General features: G+C 56.2%; 11 protein-coding genes. 3 read left to right on the forward strand and 8 right to left on the reverse strand.

The features are described 5' to 3' along the window. Positions 1-109 precede the first annotated feature (109 nt). Together H6F75_RS15835 and H6F75_RS15840 are read left to right on the forward strand one after the other, a co-directional pair. Entirely contained in the window at positions 110-850 is a 741-nt protein-coding gene (locus H6F75_RS15835; RefSeq protein ID WP_190753427.1) for a DevA family ABC transporter ATP-binding protein, read from the forward strand. Positions 851-933: 83 nt separating this feature from the next. Beyond that, positions 934-2,679 carry an alpha/beta hydrolase gene (locus H6F75_RS15840; protein WP_190753428.1) on the forward strand — a complete coding sequence of 582 codons (1,746 nt, stop codon included), beginning with the start codon at positions 934-936 and terminating at the stop codon, positions 2,677-2,679. A 99-nt stretch (positions 2,680-2,778) separates the two neighbouring features. On the opposite strand, the gene H6F75_RS15845 is transcribed toward H6F75_RS15840, so the two are convergent. The 6 genes from H6F75_RS15845 to H6F75_RS15870 form a co-directional block, all read right to left on the reverse strand. Beyond that, the gene (locus H6F75_RS15845; RefSeq protein WP_190753429.1) at positions 2,779-3,675 is read right to left on the reverse strand and encodes an ABC transporter substrate-binding protein; all 897 of its coding nucleotides are present in this window, start codon (positions 3,673-3,675) and stop codon (positions 2,779-2,781) included. A gap of 362 nt (positions 3,676-4,037) precedes the next feature. Beyond that, on the reverse strand, positions 4,038-6,698 hold the full coding sequence (locus H6F75_RS15850; protein WP_190753430.1) for a TonB-dependent receptor: 2,661 nt from the start codon (positions 6,696-6,698) through the stop codon (positions 4,038-4,040). A 117-nt stretch (positions 6,699-6,815) separates the two neighbouring features. Further along, complete coding sequence (locus H6F75_RS15855; RefSeq protein ID WP_190753431.1) at positions 6,816-7,802, reverse strand: AraC family transcriptional regulator; 987 nt, start codon at positions 7,800-7,802, stop codon at positions 6,816-6,818. A 173-nt stretch (positions 7,803-7,975) separates the two neighbouring features. After that, positions 7,976-9,835, reverse strand: a complete 1,860-nt coding sequence (locus H6F75_RS15860) for an ABC transporter ATP-binding protein (protein ID WP_190753432.1) — start codon at positions 9,833-9,835, stop codon at positions 7,976-7,978. A gap of 777 nt (positions 9,836-10,612) precedes the next feature. After that, positions 10,613-12,016: a trypsin-like peptidase domain-containing protein gene (locus H6F75_RS15865; RefSeq protein WP_190753433.1), complete on the reverse strand. Its 1,404-nt coding sequence runs from the start codon at positions 12,014-12,016 to the stop codon at positions 10,613-10,615. A 119-nt stretch (positions 12,017-12,135) separates the two neighbouring features. Next, complete coding sequence (locus H6F75_RS15870; protein ID WP_190753434.1) at positions 12,136-17,157, reverse strand: tetratricopeptide repeat protein; 5,022 nt, start codon at positions 17,155-17,157, stop codon at positions 12,136-12,138. 290 nt (positions 17,158-17,447) lie between these two features. On the opposite strand from H6F75_RS15870, the gene H6F75_RS15875 reads away from it, so the two are divergent. Further along, positions 17,448-18,044: a Uma2 family endonuclease gene (locus H6F75_RS15875; RefSeq protein WP_190753435.1), complete on the forward strand. Its 597-nt coding sequence runs from the start codon at positions 17,448-17,450 to the stop codon at positions 18,042-18,044. Positions 18,045-18,118: 74 nt separating this feature from the next. Here the strand turns inward: H6F75_RS15875 and H6F75_RS15880 are convergent, their stop codons facing one another. Both H6F75_RS15880 and H6F75_RS15885 read right to left on the reverse strand, forming a co-directional pair. Beyond that, positions 18,119-21,040, reverse strand: a complete 2,922-nt coding sequence (locus H6F75_RS15880) for an NHLP bacteriocin export ABC transporter permease/ATPase subunit (protein ID WP_190753436.1) — start codon at positions 21,038-21,040, stop codon at positions 18,119-18,121. Positions 21,041-21,193: 153 nt separating this feature from the next. Beyond that, positions 21,194-23,536 carry an NHLP family bacteriocin export ABC transporter peptidase/permease/ATPase subunit gene (locus tag H6F75_RS15885; RefSeq protein WP_190753437.1) on the reverse strand — a complete coding sequence of 781 codons (2,343 nt, stop codon included), beginning with the start codon at positions 23,534-23,536 and terminating at the stop codon, positions 21,194-21,196. Between the last annotated feature and the right edge of the window lie 144 nt (positions 23,537-23,680).

The raw sequence follows: 23,680 nt of genomic DNA on the forward strand, positions 1-23,680 counted from the left end.
TGTAATTCGGGCTTACAAATAATACTTTCTTGCCCTGCAAAGCTTTCAGACTCCTACTGGATGCAGCTTCACAAAAAATTAATATTACCCATACACAAGAACAAATGCAATGATTCAATCTTGGCAGTCAGGTCAATCTCACTTAACAGCAGCAGAACCAGTTATTTCTGCTCGGCAGCTTAATCACTACTTTGGCAGCGGCGAACTCCGCAAACAAGCCTTGTTTGACATCAATTTAGATATTTATGCAGGCGAAATCATTATCATGACTGGTCCCTCTGGCTCTGGTAAAACTACCCTGCTAACGCTGATGGGCGGATTACGATCGGCGCAAGAAGGCAGTCTCAAGATTCTCGGTCAAGAATTGTATGATGCCAACAAACAACAATTGACTCAACTTCGCCGCAACATTGGCTATATTTTTCAGGCACATAATCTATTGACATTTCTGACTGCCAAACAAAATGTGCGAATGTCTCTAGAACTGCATGACGAAATGTTCGATCGCGACATCGATGAAATGAGCGTTGCCATGCTAAACGCAGTAGGGCTGCAACAGCGGGTAGACTATTATGCTGATAGCTTATCGGGTGGACAAAAACAGCGAGTTGCGATCGCCCGTGCGTTAGCAAGTCAACCCAAAATTGTATTAGCTGATGAACCCACAGCCGCTCTAGACAAGAAATCTGGGCGTGATGCTGTAGAGATTATGCAAAAACTTGCTAAAGAGCAGGGCTGCACCATCTTATTAGTCACCCACGACAACCGCATTTTAGACATCGCCGATCGCATCGTTTATATGGAAGATGGCCGCTTGGCGGATAACCCGGAGACTGCGATCACGAATTAGATATCTACCTTACCTAGATGGTTTGCGGTGGATTGTCACAAATCAGTTCAGGCGTTTGAATTTACCAAACCAGCTGGAGTTTTATGATGTCCTGGCATCAATGGCGTAAATTTTGGTTGGGTTCTGGTGTCACGCGCTTCAAAAAACGCTCTGGACCGTGGACCTCATTGATCAGTAGGTGCGGACAGTTATTTGGAATTGGCTGCCTTTCTACTCTGCTGTACCCTGCTACAACCGTTGCGGCAGAGCAAGTTTCTTTGTTTTATGGCCCGTTTGAGTTTTCCATCTCCGTGTCATCCCTAGAGAGATTTGCACGAGAAGGCACCGTTGATAGCGAACTAGCAGCATACGCCAAACATGCCAAACCCGAAGAAATAGCAGAGTTTCGGCAAATCCTCAGCTATCGCCTTAATTTAGGTGTAGTACCCGTCTCTCAATTTCTCTATTCCTCGTTTGGAGAAATCTCCTTAAGATTTTTAGGCAACTTGATTCAAACGGAGGCACATCAAAATGGCTTCTATGCGCTCCGAGCTTCGCTGATTCTAGCAGCAGCAGATCCAGAGGGACTTACACTGCTCAATGTTCTAAAGAAGTTTCCCACGCGAACCATGCGAATCAATTCAGAATTTGCCCTTGAGATGGTTCGCGGCTTTACAGACTTATATCACCAGACGCAGCAAGCTACCACACTGATAGAGCGCCAGTTTGATGCCGAAGCAAAAACTGAGCCTGCAATCAATCCCGATCTAGCTCCTAAGTTGGATCAGCCAGGTGAGTGGAAATGGACACAAGAAACTCTGACCCTTGACGATCGTCGCCGTCAACGCCGATTCGTTGTTGATCTCTATCGCCCTCAGCGTCCAGATTCAGTTTCAACCCTCATTATCTCTCCTGGACTGTGGGCAAGTCGATCAAACTTTGCTGAATTGGCTCAACATCTCGCGTCCCATGGTTTTGCGGTTGTTGTGATGGATCATCCCGGTAGTAATCGGCAACAATTGGAAGCCTTACTGGCAGGTAGAGCCAGGGAGGTGGTCAGAACCTCTGAATTCATTGATCGCCCTCTAGATGTGAGCTACTTGCTAGATGAGCTACAGCGTCGCACTCAAACGCCAGTCTCAGGGCAGGGAACGCTGAACTTACAAAGCGTAGGAATAATTGGACACTCATTTGGAGGATACACTGCGCTGGCGCTGGCAGGCGCAACGTTCGATTTAGCATCTCTGCGGCAGGAGTGCGAGTCGAGTCAAATCAATCTCAACGTTGGCAACATCTCACTGCTACTCCAGTGTTCAGCCATTGGTCTATCTCCTCAAGCCGTAAACCGTTTACGCGATCCACGGGTCCAGGCAGTTGTTGCACTGAATCCGATCGGTAGCCAGATTTTTGGGCCGCAAGGAATAGGCCAACTTCAGGTGCCAGTTATGCTGGTTAGCGGCAGTGAAGATGCGATCGCTCCTGCACTATTAGAACAGATTTGCCCCTTCACCTGGCTAACCACCCCTAATCAGTATTTAGTTCTGATTCAGAAGGGATCTCACACCTATGCCAGTGCGAACACTAATCAAAATGATCCATTCAACGCACCTGAGTTAGCAGGCCCCGATCCAGCTCTGGCCTATCGCTATCTCAACACAATGACCCTTGCCTTTGCAAAAAATCATCTGGCGGCTGCGCCTGTCTCTGCTTCCTTTTTACAAGCATCCTACGTCCGCTCGATTAGTCAGCCTCCGCTTCCTCTCAAACTAGTGCGCTCGCTCGACGAACCTGAGGTTGCTCAGGCGATGACTCAACTATGTCCACGTCCAACCGTTGCTCAAAATCCCTAGCCTCTAGTGGCAATGTATACCTTGACGACCATTACTCCCACAGCGAAGGTGCATGCGAATCACAATGTAGGCATTAGAATCTTCCGAAATTGTTCCATGCTAATTAAGAGGGGTCAAAAAACTTAGATAGCTCTCCAAAATAGCCGCCGCCGCCACAGGGCCTCGAATAGTAGATAAACGCGCATCTAAAAAAAAGACTCGCTCGGCCTGAGAAGCTGGCATTTGACTTAGTATAGGAACGCTATTCCACTCCTGCTGTATTTTTTCCCATCCCTGAGCATCGCTTTTTTCGGCATCATTCCAAGCAACGACAATAGTGATATCAGATTCTAGCTGCGGTAAGATTTCAAGCGAGATTGTAGGGTTGTTAGAAAGAACTGATTTTGTGTCTACAAGCTGAAAGGTGAGTTGCTCAAGCAGTCTTGAAAACACGGTATCGTTGTAAGGATAAATCGCTTGAGATAAGCTTCCAGAACTGATCAGCAATACCCGAGGATATTTGCTTGCAGCTGAGGCCAACTGAGCCCGGGCAGCCGAGACTTTGGCTTCATAGTCAGCCTTGATCTGCTGTAACTGCTTTGGTTTATCTAAGGTTTTGCTGACAATTTCAACACTGTGCTGCCAACCGTCCTTGCTATCGTCGACCAATACCGTTGGCGCAATTTTAGATAATAAACCATACTTGCCCTGGGTGCCCTGCCAGCCCTCACCTAAAATCAAGTCTGGCTGCAATTGAGCGATCGCCTCTAGAGAAGGGCTGTGGCGATCGCCCAAATTAACCGGCTGGCCGGTTAATCGATTTCCCAGATAAGGAATCTGTTGCTTGGGGTTGTCAAATTTAGGCCGTTGCAACATATCTTTGGTCACATCGGCAGCAGCATATCCCGCTGGCTCTACGCCTAGGGCCAGCATCATATCTAGAATGTAGGGGCTGAGGGCAACGATGGTAAAAGGCTGTCCGCAAATCTCTGTCTGCCCAGCATCATGGGCAATCATTCGACAATCTGGAGAAACGCTCGCAGAACTTTGAGATGGGTTGTTTGATGGTAGACGATAGCTACAGCCCCAACTCAATAGTAGAGCTAGACAAAATAGCAAAAAAGGCTTAAAAATTCGACAACTAGCAATCATTAATTTAGTTAATTTACCAGGTGAATCTAGAGAAAAAGCTTAGGGATATCCCAGGTTTGTGGCCCTCTCCCTAAATCCCTCTCCCTGGGGGAGAGGGACTTTGAAGTTTGGCTTCCCTTCTCCCTAAGAGAGAAGGGGTTGGGGGATGAGAGAGGTTGGCAAAAGTGGTATGCACTCAGGACATTTCCCCAGGGTTTACAGACATCCCTGCTCAGCACTATTACTCCCTAAAACGTTGTCCGGTAGCTGAGACTCATCGTTCGGCCCTGGCCCGCTCGATTGTCGCTGCTAGAGAAGGGGGCGAAGTACTGAGAATACACCGGGTAATACTGGGTATTCAGTAGATTTTGAATGCCCAGCGTTAGCTCTCCATTCCCAAGGCGAACGCCACTCAAGAGGTCAAGGGTGATGTAGCTATTAATAGGGGCATCATCGGCACCGGCATTAAAGCCGCGATCGCGGTTACCAGAAAACAGCAGCTGCAACCGATTCCGCCAGCCCGGCAGGGTTTCGTTCTCCACGTAAGCAGTCAGCTTAAACGGCGGCACGATCAGGCTATTAAGCGCCGTAAAATCCCCATCTTCGTCAGCATCATCTTCACCCTCTAGCCAGGCGGCAGTGCCTCCTAGGCTCCAGCGATCGCTGGGTTGCCAGTCAAGGGCACCTTCTATCCCATAGACCCGTTGGGGCGATCGCACGGTTTGCAGGGGGCCATCATCCACTACGGCAAATCTTGTGCCCAAACTGGAGTAGTTATAAAATGCGGCTAAAGACGCCTGCACGGTGTTCCAGTTGCCCCGCAGGCCGATTTCGTAGTTATCGACCTTTTGGGGCTGGGTCAAATCAATGCCGCTTTCAACGGCAAAGCCAGCAGGGGCAAAGCGCAGCACCCGGCCAATATCGGGTAGTGAAAAGCCCTGGGAAAAGCTGGCAAATGCCGTCAAGTTATCCACAACTTCGTAGGCTAAGCCCAGATTGAAGACCACATCGTCCGCAGTCAGCGTGCCGCCTTCAATGCTGTTGCCGTCATAGGTGGTGTAGTCGTCGGTATCAATATTGAGGTTGACATACCGTGCCCCGCCGCTGAGGGTGAGGCGATCGACAACATCCCACTGCAACTGAGCAAAAATGCCCAGGTCGTTTAAGCGGTAGGGAGGGACAAAATCGACCTCACCAATTTTGCGAAAAACCAGTCCGCCGCTGGCGTCAAACTCATCGGGGGCAAATAGGTTAAACCGCTGAGAACTGTCCTCTCGCACATAGTCGACTCCCCAGAGCAAGCTCAGGGTATCTTCAGGATTAAACGACGTATTGACCTGAAGTCGGCCCCCCCACTGCTGAGTACTCCCAGGGGATTGGGAGATAATGCCAAAAAACTCCCGGAGATCGGTGGGTAGGCCGCCCACAAACTCATAGTTGCGGAAAAACACCTGCCCCGAAACCTCACTGTTGAGCAAGTCATCATGGAAGTACTGGAGGGTGAGGTTCGTGGTTTCTAGAGAGGCCTCATTGGGGGCATCAATAATTTGAGTGCCTGCCGGTAGTTCAATAGCTCGGGCTTTCTGCACCCCCGCAATATTGTCCACCTCAGGGTCACTGATATAGGAGACGTTCTGAATTTGGCTGAAGTGGTTAAAGGTGAAATTCAACCGCTGCGTTGGGCTAAGCTCTCCCCCTAGCCGAATCAACAGGTTCACCTCGTCTGTCTCGGCGTTGGTTAAGTCGCTGGGGATGCGATCGCCCTCCGCGTCGTAATACACCCCGCGCGAGGTGTAAGACAGACTGCCCAAGATGCTGGCTGTCTCTGTCGCCGCTGAGACTGAGTAAAGTGCGTTATAGCCAAACCCATCCCCAGTCAGAAAGGCCTCGTTGAAGGCGGCACTGCCACCGATGTCGATCGTCTGGCTCACGGGACTCGCATCCGGTTGCCGCGTGATGATGTTGATTGAACCGCCTGTGGCCTGCCCACCATAGATCGCGTTGGGACCACGGACCACTTCAATCCGTTCAACCGAGCGCGGATCAATCGTGGTCAGCGCGGCGGGGACAGAGCCCAAGTTGCTGTTTTGGGGAATGCCGTCAATCAACACCGAAATTTCGCGTCCCCGTAGGGTTTGCCCAAAGGTGTTGGTGCGTCCGGTGGGGGCACTAAAGCCAGGGACGAGCTGAGACAAAATATCCCCCAGGTCCTCGCTGAACCGGGTTTGTTGCTCAATGTCTTCCTGGGTAATCACGGTGACAGAGCGAGGAATGTTCTGTAACTCTTCTTCAGTTCGAGTCGCAGTTACCACCAGCTGAATAGCCTCCTCGGTCGCTTCGGTCTCAGTCACCAACCCAGGGGTGATGGCCAAAACTAGGCCCTGGGCAGCCGGGCTGACTGCCACACTGGGCGGGGCACTGTCGCCGGTAATAGAAACTCGCACTTGATTATCTGGCAGCCCCGTAACGCTGACAAAGGCAATGCCCGCCGTTGAGCTGGCCTGCTGAAACTCGCCCCCGTCGGGCAGGGTCAGCACCGCATTGGGGATATCGATAATTAGGGCGTTGCCGAGCGATCGCGTGGTGGGTGCCGACAGCTCACCCGCCGCCGTCTCCAGCACCACCTGCAACCCCGCCTCGGTCGACTCTACCCGCACCCCAGTAATTTGCACCGTGGCCTGGGCGATTTGGGTTATCCATTCGTCTACGGTAGCGGCGGGGTGGCGGGTGGATGGGTGGATGGGTAAGGGGGTGGATGGGTAGGTGAGTTGTGCGGACTCATCCACTCGCCCACCCACCCACTCATCCACATTCTCATCGTTCGCTTGGGCCGCCAGCGGTTGAGCCAGGGCTGCGATCGCCCCTACCATGCCAACCCATATGCTCCATCCGCTCCGCTGCTGAGTCATATCCTTCACACCACCGTTCAAGTATTCAATAGGCTAGATGAGAATAGCTTTCATCTAGGTATAGGAACTTTAGGGCGAAAGGGGCGATCGCGTCTGCCTGGGCACGGAACAATTCAGTCACAGCACGGAATTTTTGAAAGCTTTGGGGCTGACGCCAAACTCGCGCTTGAAGGCGGCGGCAAAGTGCCCCGCATGGCTGTAGCCCACTTGATAGGTGACCTCGGCCACGCTCATCTCAGTGTCTTGCAATAGCTGCCGTGCTTTGATCAGGCGCTGCTGTCGCAGATAGCCAAATACCGTCGTACCCAACACTTGGCGAAAGCCGCGCTTCAAGGTGCAGTCGTTGAGACCCACAGCCCGGGCCAGCTCCAGCAGTGACAGGGGATCGTCCAGGCGTTGGGCAACGAGATCTCTGGCCTGGTAGATGCGGTCAACATCTGAGGGCTTCAGCCGCTGAGCCAGCCGAGAGGGGCCAGCCTCTAGCCACTGAGCCGTTTGCAGGGCAATCAGCTCCAACGCTTTTCCTTCTAGGTAAACCTGTTGAATGGAGCCGGTGTAGGGGCAGTTGAGAATTTGCTGAAGCACGAACTGGATATTCGGCGCGATCGCCCCTAGAGACTGGTGCCACAAATCTGGCTTTTGGTTAACTACCCCTTGCAGTTCAGTTGGAATCAGCGCCAGTTGCTCGGAATTAAAGTCTGCCATAGCCGCAGGTGCGCGCAGGTGCAGGTCAATTTTTAGCAGTCGGCCCCGGTGGGGCCATTCTGTGGTGTCAGCATAGGTACGATTCGGTGCTACTTGAACAAAACTCGCCTGGGCTAGGGCCGAGCCAGACAAATCTTCCGCTGCAGCCGTTGCGATATTAAAGCCAAACTCTAGGGTCAGGCCTTCGGGTTCGGGGAGCAGCTCTTCGATCAACGTATCTTGCAGCCAGTAGTCGCGAATCAACAAATTAAGACCGTGGTTGAAGTTAAGCGATCGCTTATAGCCCCGGCTTCCCGCTTGGGACGATGGAATTACCAGCTCGTAGTTGCTGAGCGCTGACGGGTAAGCCTTGGCAGATAACGATACCGGGTGGTCTTTTTCTGAAAGCAAGATAGCCATAGGGATGAAAGCGGCGCGCCCACAGGAGTTCAGGAACTGTAATCAGCAAATAAGACTTATTCTCATTTATTGATTTGATTCTGGCAAGCGGCTCAACCACCTCAATTAGGGCAATTCAAACCAGTCCGCTATCCTGGCTGAACTGGGGATGCAGCCTTGGCGTAGTTTCAGAATTAATCGGGCATCGCTCCGACCTTAAGCAAGCGTGAAAACTGTGAATTGGGGTTGGTTAAGAGGGCGGCGCGATCGCCGTACTCCACTGCCTGCCCCTGCTCCAAGATCAAGATCTGGTCAGCCCGCTCCACGGTCTTGAGCCGATGGGCGATGATAACTCCTGTGCGGTTCACCAACAGCCGATCCACCGCCCGCTCGATTAACTGCTCTGTCAGCGGGTCGAGCCGCGACGAGGCTTCATCTAGCACCACCAGCCCCGGATCTTTGAGAAACACCCGCGCAAAGGCCAGCAGCTGTGCCTGCCCCGCCGACAGCCCACCGCTGTCGGCCCCCAGTTCTGTATCCAGCCCTTGCGGTAGCGCTTCCAGCCAGGGCATTAGGCCCAGGTCATCCAGGGTTTGCAGAATGGCGCGATCGTCGATGTGCCCATTAAAAAACGTCAGATTATTGCGCACTGAAGTCTGAAACAACTGCACATCTTGAGTCACAAACCCCACGTGGTGCGGTAACTCCCGCAGCGGCACCTGAGCAATATCCACCCCCCCCAGGCAGATCTGCCCCCGCTGAATGTCGTACAGCCGCAGCAGCAGTCGCGCCAGGGTGCTCTTGCCGCTGCCCGTGCGACCCAGCAGGCCGAGGGTTTGACCGGCGGGGAGGTGGAGGGTGAGGGATTGGAGGGTGGGTGGGTGGATGGGTGGGCGGGTGGATGGGTGGGCGGGTGGTTGAGTAGGCGGGTGGATGGGTGGTTGAGATTTGTTTGTCTCGTCAGTACTCGTTTTGTCTACGCTCCCACTCGCCCACTCGCCTACGTCTTCGTAACCAAACCACACCTCCTCAAGCTCCACCGATAGCGCACCCCTGGGTAAAACTCCTTGACCACCGGGGCTTACCTGAGCCTGGTGCCCCAATAGATTCTGGATGCGCTGGATGCTGGCCTGGGCCTGCTGGAGTTGCTCTAGCTCTTCGCGGATGCGCTCAATGGGGTCTTGCAGCAGGGTGGCGTAGTAGAACAGCAGGTAGACGGTGCCGATGGTGATGGCGGATTGGCTCCAGAGGTAGGCACCAATGGCCAGGGCGATCGCATTCCCTATCGTAAACAGCCCCACGGTGCTGCCCCACAGCAGCGTGCTAGTGAAGCGAGCCCGGTGAAATGCCGCCAGCCACTGTCGCAGAATTTTGTAAAACCGATCCATCACGTAGCCGACAGCCCCGTTAGCGCGGATATCTTCCAGGCCACTGAGGTGCTCGGCCACAAAGCCGTAAAATTCGGCGCTGATCTGGCGGTAGGTGCCCCAGGGGCCAACGGCCAGGTTTTGCAGGCTACCCAAAACGCCAAAGGCCAACAGGGCAAACAGGCTCAGGCTCACCCCGGCGCGCCAGTCTTCGCGCCACACCATCAGTAAGACACCGACCACCAGCAGGCCATTGCCCACCACCTGCAACATAAACTGCGAGAAAAACCGGGAGAGAGCATCCACATCGCCATCGACCCGCTCTACCAGTTCGCCGGGGGTGTGGGCTTTGTGAAAGGCCAGGTCAAGGCCCAGGGCGTGGCGGGCCAGGTCAAGACGCAGGGTATTTGTAGCGCGCCAGGCAATAGTCTCGCTGAAGTAGGTGGTGGCGATCGCTAGCCCCTGCTGCAAAATTGCGATCGCCATAAACATCGCCGCTGCCAACACCAGCGATCGCTGTTGCCCACCCGCGATCGCCGTATCGATGAAGTAGCGCAAAATCTGAGGGTTCAGCAGCTGTAAGCCAATCCCCCCCAGCAGGGCGATCGCCAACCCCCAAAACCGCTTTCGCTGCGGTTTCAGATAAGTCGCCAAAATCGCTTGATACCCCTGTGCTGCTGCCCCCATAGCGAGCCTACCCCGCAAGAACCCAGCCCACAGCTTACCGACTCACCCGCCCTAAAATGATTCCTAAACGGAGTATCTTGACTCCCAACGGGAATCGTTTAGCCCTCCAAGAACAGGGGTAGGATCTCTCCATACCAGCAAAAAACTCCAGCAGTGCCTAAGCCAACTGCTCTGGAGCATCCTGCTGTATCCGTGACAAGCTCTTGCAGTCGCCTGAGACAAATGTTTTGGGGTGTTCCTCTTCTCTTACTGTGGGCCATTCCAGCGGGACTATGGGCTGCTGCAGCTGGATGGATTACAGAACTAAAGAGTGGGACTCGGTTATTGCAGTCCCACTAGAAATATTGCAGTCTCATTTTCTGAAAGGTGTGCCAGGAGGCGGGCTTGAACCACCGACACGAGGATTGTCAGTTCTCAACAGATGCTTGCTAGTCAGGTGTTTCAAGCCCCTGGTGATGCCTTGCCCCCAACTTTTGAAAATATGGGTTGTTTCAGCTGTAGATAGACAAGTTTAGGTGTGGCCTACATTTGGCAAACAAAAATCCGCTTCTAAAACTGCCTTGAGCTGCCCATCTCCAGAACTAGCAAAAGGCTTTGGGGTTCAGTCAATAGATGGACCACTTAGAAAAGCAAAACCGCCAAGAAAAACCATGTCTCTCAATCCCATGCTAAATCCGCTCTTCTCATTTCGTTTTTGTCCTTGTAGAAGAGCAACCACTCCCTTGGCCAGAGATGCAGACGCATTTCTCCGGCCAAGGGTAATTGCTGATAGCGCCATCAGTGGGTGGTGAGCCTAGGCAGCTTCACAACGCCCCGGCGCAGAGCTACAACTGTGCCCCCCGACAACAGCAGTAGGGCAACTCCACCAATGCCTAGGGTGCTAAGCGATGCCCCCGATGAATCATTGTTGAGGGCCGCCTGGGATTTGCTTAGGTAGTCCTGCACGTAGGGGTAGCTGGGGTTGAGCTCGCTGACCTGGCGAAAGCTGGCCAGGGCGCGCTTAAACTGACCCCGCTCAAACTGGGTCACTGCCGTTTGGTAGAGCTGAGAAACGCCGCTGGGGGCAGGCTCGACGTTGGCCTGGGCCAAAAACTCGTTGACGACGCCCATGGGAATGACGAAGTTTGCCCCCTGCACCTGACTGCCCGTGGTAGGGTCAACTTTAGCAAAGGTGGCAATGCCGATCGCCTCACCCGCCTCGTTGAACACTGGCCCACCACTGTTGCCGCTGCTCATGGCGGCATCGGTTTGCAAAATATCCCAGCCGTCAGCCATGGTTTTGCGGGCGCTGACCAGCCCAGCGGTGAGGGAGGCCTCGACCGCTTCTTGCTCGTCGATTACACCTGCGCCGGGGTAGCCAAGAATGAACATGCGATCGCCTGCCGCCAGCGCTTTATCGTCTCCCAAGGCCACAGTGGGCATGTGGGTGGCCTCAATTTTGAGAATCGCCACGTCTTTACCGGGGGCAGGTTCGCCAATGGCTTTGACGGTGGCTTTTTGGCCCTGCTCAACGATTTGGTCGCGGGCGGTAGCCCCCATCGCCGCATAGATTTTGGTATCTATAGCATCAAGCGACATGTGGTGGGCGAAGTATTTGGCGTGGGCTTGCAGGCAAAGCTGCACAAACTCCTGGGTGCCCATCAGCGCCCCAATCGCCTCCTTGTAATAGCCGTCGCCCAGTTCATTCCACAGCGATTTGCAGCTAGAGACAGCGACTTCCTCCAGGGCGCTGTCGGCCAGCATTCCCTTAATGTCGTCTTGCTCTGAGGAGACCACGTGGGCATTGGTGACCAGGTAGCCATCTTCGGTGACCGCCAGGGCCGAGCCGGTGGTGCTGACTTCGGCCTGCTCTTGCACCCGCGTTGAGATCGGGGTGAAATAGGCCAGGGGGTCAGCTAACACCGTTTGAATGATGGCGACAAACACCTGCTGCTCAGAGGTATATTCGCCGCTGGCCGCTTTTTTGCCCAAAGCCTGAGCGAGCTGGGCCATTTTGTCATCGTTGAGGTCGTAGTCGGGTACCGAAAATTCGGCATTGTGAACAGTTTGAATGATCAGGGTGCCGGGCTTGTTTTGCTCGGCCAGCTGGCTGGGACTGAGGGCGGTGGTTTTGCCGCAGCCGGTGAGGGCAACGGTGAGCAGGCTAGCGGCGATCGCCACGGACTTGAAGAAGCGTGTCATGGGAGTATTCCTTTTAGGGTTAAAAGACTGGGGGCAGAGATGCCGAAGGCGGTAGCGTTCACAAGAATGTATGTCTGGGCGGGGCAAGGTTATGCAAACTGTGGGGAGCGGGCTTGGGGCTACAGCCCATTGCCGATGAGAATGAACGGTGCCCAATAGTAAGGATGGCTGAGGTTATCGCTGACGGCCCTGGGTAGGCCGCTCTGGGCGGTAACGAGGGTGATATCAGCGCGATCGCCCGCCCCAGCAATCGTAAAATCGCCGTCGATCAGCGCCTGCTGGGCAAGCTGTAGGGCTTCGGCTTTGGTGTAGCCCGCCTGCAACCCGGCGTAGAAGGCATTCATCAACACCTGGGTGCCACCATCGCTGACCTGCCAGAGGGAGGCGATCGCCGCCTTGGCTCCGGCAGTCTGCATCTGGTAGCCAAAGCCCAAAATCTCGACTCCGCTACCCAACTGGGCTTCCCCGACAGCGGTTTCGCAGGCGCTCAGCACCACCAGATCGGCATCCAAATTCCAGGCCTGCATGTCGCGTAGAGAAACCGAGCCGCCGTCGCCCGTAACAATAAACGACTCGCTGCCCTGACCCTGCAAAAACTTGGCGTGGGTAGCCAAATGCACAATGGGAAACCGACCCATGAGAGAACGCAGATCCCCAGCGCTAAAGGCCTCGTTCAGCCGCAGCTCGGTATTAGGAATTTGCGCCGCCAGGGTTTCGACTTCGACCCCGGCATTGGGTAGGTCAGCAAAGCGGTAGCCGTTAATATTCTCAAAGCTGCACTGCACGCAGGCAGCGGCGAGCAGCTCCAGGTTGTCGGGTTGGTAGGTGGGTCGAGCCGTAAAATCGATCAGCGAAGCGGCGGTGATGTGGCTAACGGCAAAGCGCTCGGCCAACCACTGGTCGCCATCGTGCAGCGCCGCCAGCGGAATGTAGCGCAGCGCGCCATCGGGGGCGTAGATAATGGTTTCGGCATTGACCGCCGCCAGGTCGTCTTCAATATCAGCGATCAGCCATCGATAGAGCTGCTGGGCAGCGGGTTGGGCATCAAGACTCGGATCTTTGAGCGCCTGTCCCAGCTCGATAATGGCGCGGTTTAGCTCGGCAGATTCAACGGGCACAGGCCGCCGGATAGGAGCACCGTAGGGGGTAATTAGCACCAGCTCCAGGCGATCGGGCAAGATCAGCGGATAGAGCAGCACGGCGTTGGTATCGAGACTATCCAAGCTGTTTTGTAGCTGGTTAAAGTGGCTCAGCTCAATGTTTTGGCCATCGGTGCTGGTGCGGAGCTGGGCGATCGCCGCTCGTACATCGTCGCGATCGCGAAAGTCTTGAAAGACGCTGCGCAGCTCATCCTGACGGGCCAGCAGCTCGTCGCGCCGCTGGGTTTCTGCCGCCGTCAGGGAGTCTTTTGCCTCCAGCGTGGCCAGCTCTGCCCCTTCGGCAATGGTTTGGTTGTAGAGGTCGAGAATGCGCTGCTCGGGTTCCCACAGGTCTACTCCGGTGGCGGTTTGCTCGGTGCTGCGCACGTTGTGCAGGTAGTCGTCTAGCTCTTGCACCCGCAGCAGGTCGAGCACTCGCTGGGCCTCTAGCACGCGGTTTCGCAGCAGCAGCAGGTCGGCCAGGGTGCGGTAGGTGTCGGCCACGCTGTCGGTGTACGACTGTTGCAGGTCGGCGGGCAGAGTGCCCAGGTTGGCGCGAATGCCCTCGGTAATGTTGACCGACTGTTTGTAGAAGGCGATCGCCATCTCGGGCTGGTTCTGGGCGGCCAAAAGCTCACCCAAACTAGCCAATGTCTGTGCCTCGATCGCCGGTTCATTGATCTGTCGCTGAATGGTAAGCGCTTGCTGAAAAGCCGCTAACGCCTCATCCTGTTGCCCCTGCTTGCCGTAGACAACGCCTAGCCCACGCAGAATGCTAGATTCGGCCAGCCGAAAGCCAGTCTGACGGGCCAGCACTAAGGCTTGCTGATAGGTGTCGATCGCGCGATCGGGCTGTCCCTGGCGATCGTAGGTACGGCCCAGGGCATCTAAAAAAGCCGCTTCGGTGTTGACTTCGCCAACTTCACGGGCTATGGCTAGACCCTGCTCGTAGAGTGACTGAGCCTGGGAAAGCTGGCCTTGATTGAGGTGAGTTCTAGCCAGGTTGCCCAGAGCCAAAGCTTCGTTTGAGCGCTGACCCACCGCGCGGCTGAGATCTAGCGCCTGCTGATGAAACTCGCGAGCTTTGTCGTACTGACCCAGGGAATGATACACGCGCCCTAGTCCAATTAGGCCGCTGATTTCGCTCGATCGCGCCCCTATTTCTCGATAGATAGCGAGTGACTGCTGCTTTAGCTCAAGCGAGCGGGTGTAGTTGCCTTGGCCCGAGTAGATGTCGGCCATGTTGCCCAGCACGGTGGCTTCGGATAGGCGATCGCCTGATGATTGAGCGATCGCTAGAGCCTGCTCCAGTTTTTCTAACCCTTCCGCACTGAGCCCTTGATCAGAATCCAAGACAGCAAGATTGTTGAGGCTAGTCGTCAGGTCTAGTCCTAACTTTTGGTTAATAGCTAAGGCTTGCTCATAGACATCACGAGCTTCGTCTACTCTGCCTTGGGCACTGTAAACCACGCCAAGGTTGCCCAACACCGTTGATACCGAATACGGACTATCGATTGCTTGAGCTAATTGCAGGCTGCGCTGATACACCTCTAGAGCTTGAGGATATTGCCCCTGCTCGCTGTAGGCGTGTCCCAAATTATTCAGGGCAGCAACTTGATTAGGGCGGGTATCGGTAGCCAAACCAATCTCTAAAGCCCTCTCATAGGCAGCGATGGCTTCAGCATGTTGGCCCATTTCCTGATAGACGCCGCCGATGTTAAGCCGTAGCGAAGTTTCTAACTCAAGTTCTTTGTACTCTTGGGCAAAAGCCAATCCCTGATTGTATGCAGCGATGGCCTCTGGATAGCGCCCCAAAGTTCGATAATGAGATACCTGGTTGCCTAGGCCCACCGCCATGCCATAGCGGTAGGTGCTTAGGCACTGCTGCCGAATAACGGTACCTACGCTAGTTGGATATTCACTACAGAACTGTGCGAAGCTCTCGACACTGTTGCTTTGCAGGGCATCAATTGCCTCTTTCTGCCGGTCGATCGCCTGCTGCTGGGTCTCTAACGCCTGCCGATAGTTGCCCTGATCTGAATAGACGGTGGCAATGTTATTGAGCAGAGAAATTTCGGTATCAACGTCGCCGAGAGATTGCGCGATCGGCAATGCCTGGTGATAATTGTCTAGCACCGCCGGGTACTGGCTCAGATTATGGTAAGCCTGCCCCAGCTTAGTAAGAGCATTCAGGTTGGCGGCGGCATCGTCAGGCAGCTTTTCGGTAGCGATCGCCATAATGCGCTGGGCCACAGCTAGCGCCTGATCATAATCGCCCAAGTATGCGTGGTTACTCGACTCCAGGCTCAACGCCGACATTTGCCGAACGGGGTCATTGAGCTGTTCTGCAAGTTGCCCGGCCCCTTGAAAGGCCGTAATCGCCTCGGCATACTGACCATTGTTGTAATGAGCCAGCCCAAGCTGCATGAGTGCGCCCTGGTGCTGGGCAAGATATTCAGCTTCGGGCATGCGATCGCGGTAAGTGTCCAAAATTTCAAGTGATTGCCGATGGGCTGTGATCGCCTCAGAAAACTGGCGCAGCTGGTCAAAGGCAAGGCCTTGGGTGGAATAAACAACGTGGGCAGAGGTGACCAAGGAGCCAGTGAGGTCTAGGTTAAACTCTGCGACCTTTGCCAGGTTAAGAGCCTGCTGGTAGGGTGCGATCGCCTGCTGGGCAGTAGCCACCGACGCTGAGTAAGCTTCCTCGGCGTAGAGGCGCTGAGCTTGGCCGAGATAAGCGGAACCCACACCCCAAAAACCAAAGGCTTCCTGGGTGACGTTGTTGACCTGCTGAGCGCGATCAATCTGCCGCTGAAAGTATGACCTAGCCTGTTCGTAGTCCCGCAGAGTTTCGTAGGTGTAGCCAATTGTGTTCAGCAGGCTAAGCTCACCGACAGCATTTCCCTCAGTCTGAAACAGGGCCAGCGCCTGCTGATGGGCCTCTAGGGCCTGGGGATACTGCTGCTGCCGTTTGTAAGTATTACCAATGTCAGACAATCTCCAGGCTTGGGCCTCGCGGTTGTCCAGGCTGGTGTAGAGATCGAGGGCCTGCTGATAGGCCACTCGCGCCTCGTCGTAATTTTCTTGGGCGTAGTGCAGATGGCCGATGCGGGTGTAGCCGTCAGCCACCGCCGCAGAAATGTCGAGGGCCTGTACGGCGGCCAGGGCGGATTCGTAGTTGGCGATCGCCTCGGTAAAGTCGCCCCGCTCTTTTTGCAGATCGCCCAAAAACTTCAGCGCTAGGCTCTCGAGTGAGCGATTGCCCAGAATGCGGGCCAGATCCAGGGCCTGCTGTAGCGAGACCACCGCTGTTTCATAGTCACCCTGCTGCCCCTGGGCATATCCCAGCCAGGCCAAAATTACGCTGCGTCGATACTGTTGGCGCTGCTCTAGGGCGGGTTCAACCGGGGCGCTGAGAATGGCGATCGCCTGCTGTATCGTGGCCAAACCCTGGGCCGCATCGCCCTGCTTGGTTTGACCAATGCCGATCAGGCCCAGCGTCCAGCCTTCTCCCGACTGGTCTTGCACCGCCTGGCGCAGCGTCAGCGCCTGTTGCAGGTTGGCAATGCCCTCGTCGTACTGACCCAGATTGAGCTGGGCATCTCCAATAGCGTGGAGGGCGGCGGCTTCACCAGCGCGATCGGCCAGAGCTTGGTAAATTTCTAGAGCTTGTTGAGCGGCCTCTAGCTGGTCTTCAAACTGCCACGACCAGAGGTACGATTCTGACAACCCCAAGAGAGCGGCGGCGGCACCCGAGCGGTTGCTGGTCTGCTGACACTGCACTAGGGTGAGCTGAAATGATGCGATCGCGCCTTGAAGCTGACTGCTATAGAGCTGCTGATAGCCCTCAGCCATCAGCTGGTCGACCATGGCGATCGACTCCACCGAGGCGGGCTGTTCTGCCAGTGAAATGGGGGGTTGGGCTGCTGCGGGTAGGGTGGGCGCGATCGTAGCTAGCAGCCAGGAAGAAGCCAATAGACCAAACAAATATGTACGGTGCATGGGTTAAATCCTGAAAGTAGCTAGAGCATATAGGTCTGGCCAAAGTGAACTTATTCACTTTTGTGCCACGCTGCTTGCACAGCCCTGCAGAGTAAGCGGGCAGACGAATGAACAAGTTGTCTAGATAGTGGTAGGTGTTGCTTTGGCCAACGCGATCGCCAGCAGTTTGATCGTCGTTGAGAGCAGCTACAAAGCTTTGTTGATCGGCTTCCCAAGAACTGGCTCCCTAGTTCGCACCAACAGCAAGAGCCGTTAGGATTGAGCTATCGCTTTGTGTTCAGAGGATGGCTATGGTTGCTGCTTCAGCCTTCAGCTATATCTCCCTAGAAGAGTACTTGGCGGCAGAAGCCACCAGCCCCATCAAGCACGAGTACCGCGATGGCGAGGTCTATGCCATGGCAGGGAGCACCGATGCCCATGTCACCATCGCACTCAATCTCTGGGCGCTGCTGCGGGCGCACTTACGAAACCAGGGCTGTCGGGCTTATGCTCTGGATATGAAAGCCCGTATCGAAGTACTTAATTGCTACTACTATCCAGACGTAATGGTCACCTACGACGATCGCGATCTTTCTTCTAGTGTCGTTAAGCGCTATCCCTACCTCATTGTTGAAGTGCTCTCCAACAGCACCGAAGCCTTTGACCGGGGCGACAAATTCATTGACTACCGCCACCTGGAGAGCCTGCAAGAGTACGTGCTAATTTCTCAAACCCGGCAACAGGTGGAGGTGTTTCGCCGCAATGCCGAGGGGCTGTGGGTGCTGCATCCCTACGGAGCGGGCGAACAGGTTTCGCTGGCTAGCGTGGGCTGGGAGGGAGTAATTGCTGACCTCTACGAAGACGTTACCTTTAGTGAACCTGACACGACACAGCCAGTGACAATCTAAAATTCGATGCTGAAGCTCGCTAAAAGAAGCTCGGTTGGGCTAGGTGGTGGACGGATGCTCTGAAGATCCCTTCCCTAAACCTGCTGTCGCTTAATGAGTTGGCTAAAGAGCCCTTCATCGGCGGCGAGTTGATCAAAGCTGCCCTGCTGAATCAGGCGGCCTTTTTCGAGCACATAGATGCGATCGGCATTGCGAATGGTGCTGAGTCGGTGGGCCACCACAATGCGCGTCACCCGCAGCCGCTCCAGACTTTCGCTGACGATCGCCTGGGTGCGGTTATCCAATGCGCTAGTCGCTTCGTCAAACAGCAGAATGCGGGGGCGCAGAGCCAGGGCTCGGGCGATCAGCAGACGCTGCCGCTGCCCGCCCGAGAGATTCGTGCCTCCCTCGCTCACCACCGTGTGCATGCCCATCGGCATCGAGAGAATGTCGTCGGCTAGCCCCGCCATCGAAGCCGCATCCCAGGCTTCTTCCATGGTGATGCGGGCGCTGCTGGCGATGTTTTCAAAAATCGAGGCCGACATCAGGCGGCTAGTTTGCAACACCACGCCAAACTGTCGTCGCAGGGCGTTGAGGTCGAGGCCCGCCATGTCTTGCCCGTCGAAGTAAACTGTGCCCACCTCCGGCGCATCGAACCCCAGCAGCAGGCGAAACAGCGTCGACTTGCCGCTACCCGAAGGGCCAACCAGGGCGACAAATTCCCCTGGCTCAATGGCGAGGGTCACGCCATCTAAAATCAAATCCCCGTCGGAGCGGTAGCGAAAGCCCACGTTGCTCACCGTCACCTGGCCCGAGATTCGCCCAGGGTCGACTTTGTGGGGGTCAACCTCAGGTTGGGCGGCGAGAATAGGTTCGGCCCGCTGCCAGATGGGCAGCACGTCGAGCACGTCGATGACGGTGCTGCTGAGGCTGGTGGCTCCGCCAATAAAGGTACCAAAGGCTGCGTTAAAAGCCAGAAACGTGCCGGTCGAGAAGCCCCCATCCCCAGCCTGGGATTGCTGAATCATGCCGGTGGCGAAGGCGAACAGCACCGCCGGGGTGAGGGCCGCCAGCAGGTTGTTGATCACGGTCAAGTTGTCTTCGATGCCCTCTGAAGCCAGGGTCAGCCGTAGCTCTTGACCGTACTGGCGGCCCCAGTAGGCAAAGGCGCGGGTTTCGGCCCCGGCCACCCGAAACTTGGCCACACCGTTAATCATCTGCACCATCATGCCGAAGAGCTTGCCCTGCTGGTCGTGGAGGGGGCGAATCTTTTTCAGGGTCAGCATCCCAGAGACCACGGTGACAGCCATATTGAGCAGGGCCACCCCGGTGGCAATCAGCGCTAGGGGCACGCTGTAGTAAAACAGCAACCCCAAATTCAGCAGCGAGAACAGGCTTGAAAACAGGCTCTTGAGCAGGGTATTGCCCAACCGCTGGCGAATCTGGCTAATCGACGACACTCGAGCGCTCAGATCGCCAATGGAGTAGCCGCGAAAGAAGGAGGTTTTCAACTTCAGCAGCCGATCCCACACGGCGGCCTGGGTGCTGCTGTCGGCAAAAGATTCGATTCGCATCAGGGCAATGCCCTGGGTGAGCTGAAACAGGGTGGCCCCAAAGGTGGTGGCCAGCAGCGCAAAGGCAATTTGCAGCAGCAGGGTTTGATCGGCATTGGGAATGGCCTGATCGATGAGAATGCCCGTAGCTTGGGGAGTGACCATGCCCAGCAGCGTGGCGGCAATGCTGGCGATCGCCACTACTACCAGTTCCTGACGGTGCCCCTGTAGCGCGAACTGAAGCAGCTGCACAGGCTTGAGCTGGTAAGGCAGCGGGCGATAGAAAGTGTGTGCCGTGGGCAAAATTCCCTCGGCAACAGCTCGACTGCACGGCACCCGAGTACCCCGCTGTGGATCAATCACCTCGTAGCGGGTCGCCCCAACCGGCAGCAGCGCCAGCGGGCGACCATCCTCGCGAGCGTAGGCTAGCAATGGGCCACCATCACGCCGCCACCAATCGTCGCGCAGGGTCACCTGGCGAGTGCGAATTTGGGAGGAGCGGGCGATCGCCTCCAGTGGATCTCTCACCCGCCGCAAATCCTCAGACTGAGCCGGGGGCTGAATCGCAATGCCCAGGGCACGTCCCACCGCTCCAGCAGCAACCAACAGCTCGTCTTCACTGCTGGGCTGCTGTCCCTGAGCTTCCTGGGATAGGTTGGACGCTGGCTCAAACACCCCTGCCAGCTGCGTCAGCGTCTGGCTCACAGCCTGGGTATTCAGCCGCTCGCGGGCCTCAAAGCGCTGATATTCTTGCACTTGTTGTTGTGCTTCGAAGTGCTGAATGCCCCTAAGCACCAGAATTTGCAGATGGCCCAAGCCCGATAGAATTGCCTCCGTCCCCCGTAACCCTTGGGGCTGCCAGATCTCCAGCTCGGCCATCGCCGTTGCCTGTAGCCACAGGTGGCTGCTCAGGGGAATCGGCCCACTGGCCGCAGTCAGCGTCAGATGCTCCAACCCCAGCAGTTGCCCTTCTCCAGCTAGCAGTCGCAGCCAGGTAATCCGCCCCTGGAGAGGCTGATACACTTCTCCAGGAGCCAGCAGCCCGCTGGTCTCAATTGGCGTTGCCAACCGCGCCGATACAGTGTCTGACAGCGCCGCCCCCAGCCGATGCACCCAGTTTTCCAATGCCGTCAGGGTGATTGCAGCAGTCCGGCTATCCGTCAACTCGTCTGCTAACGCAGCTAAAGAAATCGGCCTCAAATTCACCGACTCCAGCGGCATCGCCATGAGCTGGCAGGGGGTCTCTTGCCCCAGCAGCGCTGCCGGAAATAGCATTGCCCCTGGCTTAATGCTAAACAGATAGCGCCGCCGACTGGTTAACGCCGTTGACTGCACACTGACCGCAAACAGCGCCAGCGTACCCGCTTCAACCCGCCAGCAGGTCTGGGGATCGTCGAGGAAGAGGGGTTCATTGCTGCGGAGGGAGTGGAGGGGGGAGGTGATGGGTGGGTGGGTGGTGAGCATGGGTTTGGGGAGATGGGTGGATGAGGGGAGGAGGGGATGAGGGGTGAGAGATGGGTGGGTGAGTAGGCAGGGAGCAGATGAAGATTTTTCAGAAGAAGAAATGAAACTTCCTCTAAACCCATCACCCTCCTACCCATCTACCCATCCACCCCCCTACCCTTCTTCACTGCGAATCAGCTGCAAATACGGCCCTTCCTGGTCGCGTAGGGCGTCGTGGCTGCCGCGCTGGACGACTTTGCCGTGGTGCATGACGATGATTTCGTCGCAGTCGCGGATGGTGCTGAGGCGGTGGGCAACGATCAGGCAGGTGCAGCCGCGCAGGCGCAAGTTGTAGTCGATGGTGCGTTCGGTTTCGGTGTCGAGGGCGCTGGTGGCTTCGTCCATGACCAAAATGGCGGGGTTGTTGACCAGGGCGCGGGCGATTTCGAGGCGCTGGCGTTGGCCACCGCTGAGGTTGGCGGCTCCTTCGAGTAGCTCGGCGCTGTAGCCGCCAGGCATCGAGAGAATAGTGTCGTGAATGGCGGCATCGCGGCAGGCCTGGATCAAGTTGGCGTCGGGGATGGTGGTATCCCACAGGGTGAGGTTGTCGCGCACGGTGCCCGCAAACAGCAGAATGTCTTGCTCAACCATGGCCAGGGAATTCGTCAGCACCGGGCGCGGAATTTGGTGGCGGGGCTGGCCGTCGAAGCAGATGTCGCCCGACCAGGGCTGGTAGAGGCCACACACCAGCTTGGCCACGGTTGACTTGCCGCTGCCGCTGCCGCCGACCAGGGCCACCCGCTGCCCCGGCTTGAGGGAGAGGCTGAGGTTGTCGATCAGCGGCGGCGCGGTGCGGTTGTAGCCAAAGGTGAGGCGGTGGAGGTCGAGGAATCCGTGGAGTTTGGGGGAGATGGGAGAGAGTGGATGGGTGGATGGGTGGATGGGTAGGCGGGTGGATGAGTGAGATGGGTAAGCGGTGGCAGTCGTTAGAGTAGAAGGATCGGGTTCTCGATCAACAGTTTCCTGCGGCTCTGTGTTTCGCCCACTCGCCCACTCGCCCACTCGCCCACTCCCCACCTCCCCACCTGGCAGCAGCGGATCGACGGGGTTTTGAAGTACGTCGTCAAGGCGATCGAGAGTGCCGCCGAGTTCTTGGAAGTCACCTGCGAGCTTGAGCAGCTGGTTGACGGGCTGCATAAATTGCTGAATGAGTGACTGGAAGGCGACGAGCATGCCGATGCTGAGAGCACCGTCGATGACGCGGAAGCCGCCAATGGTGAGGAGCAGCATGGCGCTAAGGCCGGAGAGAAAGGCGGGGAGCATACCCAGGCGCTGGTTAATGCGATCCATCTCTTGGCGGGCATTGAGGGATTTGGCGTAGTACCCGGCCCAGCGGTTGAAGAAGTCGGATTCTAGACCTGAGGCTTTGAGGGTTTCGATGCTTTGCAGACCGGCGATCGCAACGCCGCTCACCTTACCCTGCTCCTGCATCAGGCGCATATTCGTGTCCGATCGCTGGCGGGCCACCCAGCGTAGAGCGATCAAATTTACCGCTACCGAGCCAATGCCGATTAGCGTCAGCACCCAGTCGTACTGCCACATCACCAGACCATAGAAAACCACCATGACGCAGGAAATCGCGGTGGTGGCCAGTTCGCCGGAGAGCAGGCTAGCGAGGCGATCGTTGAGCTTGATGCGGTTGCTGATTTCGCCTGCAAACCGCTGGTCATAGAAGCTCACCGGCAGGTGCAAAATGTGCCACAAAAAGCCGCTCGACATACCCATGGCCAACTTAATTCGTAGCCGCCGCAAGATTTGCAGCTGCAACCGGGTCAGCAGCCCGGTGAGGACAGAAGTAATCAACATCCCCAGCAGTAAAGGTCGCAACCAGCTACTGCGGCCCTGGATCAAGATCTGATCCACAAATACTTGAGAAAAGGCGGGCATAGCCAATCCCGGCAGCACCAGCAGCAGCCCCGCCAGCAGGCAAAAGGCCAGGGCACGGAAGGAACTACGCAAGCGCAGGCGGAGCGATCGCACCAAATCCCGCCTTTGCCCACCTGTTTGAAACTCGGCATCCGGGGCAAAGGTCAGCACCACCCCCGTAAACCCCTCGCTAAATTCGTCGAGGGAAACCGTGCGCGGACCAGTGGCCGGGTCATTCAGGTACACCTTCTGCCGATGAAACCCTTCTACTACTAAGAAGTGGTTGAAATTCCAAAACACAATATAGGGCCGCTCTAGCTGCTGCACAGCTTCCAAAGAAACCTTAAAGCCTTTGCCCTTGAGGTCGTACAGTTGTGCTGCATTCAGTACATTCGATGCTTTGCTGCCATCGCGCGAAACGCCGCAGGCCTGCCGCAGGTCAGCTAGGGAAACAATCCGCCCGTGGTAGCCGAGGATCATTCCTAGGGAGGCAGCCCCACATTCCACCGCTTCCATTTGCAGCAGGGTCGGCGTGCGGCGTAGATCGGGACGGCGGAGGCGGTCTTTGAGTTTGGCGAGTAGGGGGTGCATGGGAGTGGAGGGTAGGAGGGTGGGCGAGTGGATGGGTGGATGCGTGGATGCGTGGGAGTAGAGAGTGGGCAGTGAGGGTAGGGGATGAGTGGAGAATTGAACGAGGGAACGATGGCACAGCATTCAAAACCAATACCCGCCTAC

Origin of the sequence: Nodosilinea sp. FACHB-131, from assembly GCF_014695395.1 — a bacterium.
Taxonomy (GTDB): domain Bacteria; phylum Cyanobacteriota; class Cyanobacteriia; order Phormidesmidales; family Phormidesmidaceae; genus Nodosilinea.